This window comes from Pseudomonas sp. HMWF021, assembly GCF_003061005.1.
Classification (GTDB): Bacteria; Pseudomonadota; Gammaproteobacteria; order Pseudomonadales; family Pseudomonadaceae; genus Aquipseudomonas.
Genome location: NZ_QAIK01000088.1, coordinates 1 through 4,038, shown reverse-complemented (window position 1 = coordinate 4,038; position 4,038 = coordinate 1). Strand labels below are relative to the sequence as shown.

The window sequence follows — 4,038 nt, the reverse complement described above, 5'->3', positions numbered from 1 at the left end:
CTGCCGAGCTATCAGCGCCTCGAACAGCGCCAATACGATATGGTGCTGCTCGACCCGCCGGCCTGGGCCAAGAGTGCGTTCGGCACCGTCGACCTTTTGCGCGACTACCAGAGCCTGCTCAAACCGGCGCTGCTGACCACCGCCGAAAACGGCGTGCTGATCTGCTGCAACAACCTGGCGAAAGTCAGCATGGATGACTGGCGCGAGCAGGTCCTGCGTTGCGCCGAGAAGGCCGGGCGACCGGTGCGCGAATGGAGCGTGATGACGCCGGGGGCCGACTTCCCGTCGCTGGATCAGCAGCCACCGCTGAAAACCCTGATCCTGCAGCTGTAACCGTACTCCCTGTAGGAGCTGCCGCAGGCTGCGATCTTTTGATTTTTTAGAACAAGATCAAAAGATCGCAGCCTGCGGCAGCTCCTACAGGTTTTTCAGACAAATCTGAACAATCCTGCAACCCGTGATGCACTTCGGAACCAGAATCGCGTGCCATACTCCAAGGCACTCCGATTCAGACAGATGAAGCCGCACATGCCCAAAGGATTGATTCGCGCGATTGGCGCCTTGTTGACTGCTCTGGCCCTCTACAGCCTGCTGGGGTTTCTGATTTTGCCGGGCATTGCCCTGCGCATTGCCAACCAGCAACTGGCCAACTACGCCACAGTGCCTGCGCATATCCAGCGCATCGAACTCAATCCGTTCAGCCTCGAAGTCACGCTTTGGGGTCTGGTCATCGGTGAGCCGGGCAAGGAGCAGGTCGGCTTCGAGCGCCTGTACGCCAACCTGCAACTCGACAGTCTGTGGACCAAAGCGCTGCATCTGGCCGATATCGAGCTGGACAAGCCCAAGACCGAAGTCCTGTTCGCCAAGGACGGTCAGCTCAATCTGCTGGGCCTGTTCAAAATCCCCGCCAGCGAGCCAACCCCGACCGATCCGAATGCCAAGCCGTTCCCGCTGCGCATCGACCGCATTCAACTGGCCGGCGGCAACGTGCATTTCCAGGACGCCCGGCCGAGCGAGCCCATCGAGTTTCTCTACGACAAGCTCGATTTCGAGCTGAAAAACCTCAGCACGCTGCCCGAAGACAATGCCGACATGACCCTGGTGGCCGCCGGCCCCGCCGGTGGGCAGATCGACTGGAAGGGCAACTTCAGCCTGATCCCGTTCACCTCCGAAGGCACACTGAAAGTCACCGACGGCAAGATGAAGTCATTCTGGCCCTACGTGCGTGACGCCGTGCCACTGGTGCTCGAAGACGGCGTGATCAATCTCAGCACCGAATACAAACTCAATCTGTCGAAAGAAACCGAACTGCTGCTGAACAACATCGCAGTGAGTGTCGCGCCGTTCGCGATCAAGGCGCCGGACGGCCGCCCGCTGGCAAAACTTGAACGCCTCGACGTCAGCGAGACTTCGCTGGACCTGGCCAAACAGCAAGTGGTGGTCGGCAAGATCCGCAGCAATAAACTGGAAACCTGGGCAGCGCTCGAGGCCGACGGTCAGCTCGACTGGCAGAAACTGTTCGCCAGCCAGCCATCGAAACCTGCCGCCAAGGCCGCGGCGGAACCGGCCAATACTCCGGCAGCCGCCGACTCGCCGAAAGCACCGGCGGCGCCGAGCAAACCATGGCAAGTGCTGCTCAAGGACGTACAGCTACGCAACTACACGGTGCATCTGGCCGACCGCTCGGCAAAACCGCCCGTGGCACTGGATGTCACCCCGCTGAACATCGACCTGCAGGATTTCGACAGCCTCAACGGTTCGCCCTTCAAGGTCAGGCTCGACAGCGGCCTGGGCAAACAAGGCAAGATCAACGCCGACGGCGTGGTCAACCTCGCACCGGTCACCGCTCAGCTCAACGTGAAAACCCAGGACATCGACCTGCGTGTCGCGCAGTCCTACATCAATCCGTTCATTCGCCTGGAACTACGCAGCGGCATGCTTGGCAGCGACCTCAAGGTCAATCTCAAGAGCGCCGAACCGCTGGCACTCAGCGTGACCGGGCGCGCGCAGATCGATCAATTGCATACCCTCGACACCCTGAAAACCCGCGACTTCCTCAAGTGGCAGCAAGTGGTGGTCGAAGGCCTGAACTACCAGCACGGTGACAGCCTGTCGATCGACAAGGTCAATCTGTTCCAGCCGTACGCCCGATTCATGATCAACGATGACCGCACCACCAACATCGACGACCTGCTGATCCCGCAGCCCGCCGACGGCGGTGCGAAAACCGCCACGACGAAACCGGCCAGCAAGGACAAGCCGCTGGGCATTCACATCGGCGCGATTGCGATCAACGACGGTTCGGCGAACTTCGCCGACTTCAGCCTGACACCGAACTTCGCCACCGCGATTCAACAGCTCAACGGCCAGATCGGCACCATCGACAGCCGTCAGGCGAAACCGGCCAGCGTCGACATCAAGGGCAAGGTCGACCGTTATGCACCGGTGACCATCAAAGGCGCGGTCAATCCGTTCGACCCGATGGCCAGCCTCGACATCGCCACCAGTTTCAAACGGGTCGAGCTGACCACCCTGACGCCCTACTCCGGCAAGTTCGCCGGTTACCGCATCCGCAAGGGCCGGCTCAACCTCGACCTGCATTACCTGATCACCAAGGGCCAGTTGAAGGCTGAAAACAAAGTGGTGGTCGAGCAACTGCAGCTCGGCGAGAAAGTCGACAGCCCGGATGCCGTGAGCCTGCCGCTCAAATTGGCAATCGCCCTGCTCAAGGACGTCGATGGCAAGATTTCCATCGAACTGCCAGTCACGGGCGACCTGAACAATCCGCAGTTCAGCGTGATGCCGATTGTCTGGCAGACCCTGCGCAACCTGATCGTCAAGGCTGCTGCGGCACCGTTCAAGCTGATCGGCGGGTTGATCAGTGGCGGCGGCTCCGAGGATCTGGGCACCGTGTCCTTTGCTCCAGGCTCCAGCGACCTGAGCAAGGACGCCGAAGGTGCCTTGACCAAATTGTCCCAGGCGCTCAAAGAGCGTCCGGCCCTGCGCCTGGAAATCGAAGGCACTGCAGCACAAAGCAGCGACGGCCCGCTGATTGCCGAACAACGCCTGGAGCGCGAATACCAATACAACTACTACAAGATGCTCCAGCGCCGAGGCGACAAGGTGCCGGCGCAGGCTTCGTTGCTGCAGGTGCCGGACAGCGAGAAAGGCCCACTGCTTGAAGGCATCTACCGCACCCGTCTTAAAACCCAGCCACCGGCCGAATGGAAGGATCTGGGTAAAGAAGAACGCACGGCTAAAATGCGCGAAGGCGTGATCAAGTTCTGGAGTTCCAGCGATGTGCTGCTGCGCCAGTTGGGTCAGGAACGCGCCAGCAGCATCAAGGATTACCTGGTCGATAAGGGCAAGCTGGAAGACGATCGCGTGTACTTCATCGATGCCAACCTTGGTGAAGCCGAGAGCGATGGCCGGGTGGTAACGCCGATGCATCTGGATGCCGAATGATGAGCAGGCAATGGCTGCTCATCCTGGCACTGTCCTTCGCCGGCCATGCGCTGGCGTCCGACACTTTGCGTTGCGGCAGTCAACTGGTCAGCCTTGGCGACCGCTCCAGCGAAGTGCTGCAAAAGTGCGGTGAGCCGGTCAGCCGGGATGTTCTGGGCTACAAGCGCAGCGCCAACCGCCGCGAAGAGTTTCAGGTCGAGGAATGGACCTACGGCCCGAGCAACGGCATGTATCAATACCTGCGCTTTGAAGGCAATCGTCTGCGGCAGATCAACAGCAAACGCGGTAACTGAAAGATCAAAAGATCGCAGCCTGCGGCAGCTCCTACAGGAGAACACATTCCACTGTAGGAGCTGCCGAAGGCTGCGATCTTTTGCTTCTACCGAATAGAACAGGCCCCGACACAAGTGCCGGGGCCTGTAATGGTCACATCCGTGTGACCGTTCGCATGAACTCTAAAGTTGCGGCAGACGTATTGCTCGGCCCGTCTGTCGCGCCTTCTCCCGGTCCAGGCGAGAAGTCATGCCTTACTCGGCTTTCAGGCCGTCAGCGGAGACCGCTTTGACGCCTTTG

2 protein-coding genes and 1 pseudogene are annotated in these 4,038 nt (G+C 60.1%); all 3 read left to right on the top strand.

Translation table 11 applies throughout. The features are described from left to right. Nucleotides 1-333 (top strand): annotated as a pseudogene (locus tag DBR18_RS29110) (class I SAM-dependent methyltransferase); the annotation flags it as partial. 183 nt (nucleotides 334-516) lie between these two features. Then, the gene (locus tag DBR18_RS11910; protein ID WP_108590458.1) at nucleotides 517-3,465 is read left to right on the top strand and encodes a DUF748 domain-containing protein; all 2,949 of its coding nucleotides are present in this window, start codon (nucleotides 517-519) and stop codon (nucleotides 3,463-3,465) included. Beyond that, nucleotides 3,465-3,758 carry a DUF2845 domain-containing protein gene (locus tag DBR18_RS11905; RefSeq protein WP_108590457.1) on the top strand — a complete coding sequence of 98 codons (294 nt, stop codon included), beginning with the start codon at nucleotides 3,465-3,467 and terminating at the stop codon, nucleotides 3,756-3,758. Before DBR18_RS11910 ends, DBR18_RS11905 begins: the two co-directional genes overlap by 1 nt. Nucleotides 3,759-4,038: the final 280 nt, after the last annotated feature.

Excerpts from the sequence above, each read along its gene's own strand:
- DBR18_RS11910 (WP_108590458.1), top strand. The coding sequence starts at position 517 with ATGAAGCCGCACATGCCCAAAGGATTGATTCGCGCGATTGGCGCCTTG.
- DBR18_RS11905 (WP_108590457.1), top strand. The coding sequence starts at position 3,465 with ATGAGCAGGCAATGGCTGCTCATCCTGGCACTGTCCTTCGCCGGCCAT.